Annotated in this window: 1 protein-coding gene; it reads left to right on the top strand. The window is 46.0% G+C overall.

Features of this window, described 5'->3' with window-relative positions; translation table 11 throughout:
* The coding region (locus A3756_RS00250; protein WP_197481064.1) for an Hpt domain-containing protein at window positions 1-707 on the top strand (707 nt) is incomplete at both ends.

Here is a 707-nt window from a genome sequence, read left to right as displayed (position 1 = left end):
ATCTCGAATCTCGATTCTGAAGCGATAAACGAAATATTCAGGGCTGCACACTCGATTAAGGGTGGTAGTGGTACCTTTGGTTTTAATGAGATTGCTGAATTTACACATGTTGTAGAAACGCTGCTTGATCTTATTCGTTCAGACCAGTTTGTTATGGAAGCGGATCATGTCGATCTGTTTCTGAAGTCTGTCGACTGTATCCGAACTATGATCAATGAGCTTGAGGCCGGTCAAAGCTGCGAAACCAAGTTGGCAGATGAGTTGCGAGTACAGTTCAACGCTCTGCTGGAAGGTGGCAGTGAAACAGCAGAAAGCTGTGAAAGTCCTAGCGAGGAAACCGACGAAGGTTCTGATGGTTGGACTATCTATTTTAAACCCGACGCAGATGTCTTGCGCACTGGTAATGACCCAGTACGTATGTTTCGTGAACTGTCTGAGTTGGGTGAAGTCGAGGTTTCCAGTGTTGTTGATGAGCTGCCAGAACTTGGCTCGCTAGACCCCGAAGCATGCTATCTAGCTTGGAATATTGTACTTAAGGGTGATGCCGAAAGAGCTCAAATAGACGAAGTCTTTGAGTGGGTCGTTGATGACTCGGATATTCGAATTGAGAAAATTGATTCGCAAGCTTCTGAAGAGTCTGAGGTAAATGCTGAAGCAGCAGAGCCAGCGGTTGTTGCTGAAGCTGCGGTTGGTGTTTCAGCAGTTAA

Source organism: Oleiphilus sp. HI0086 (genome assembly GCF_001635225.1).
This window is presented reverse-complemented; position numbering and strand designations above follow the sequence as displayed.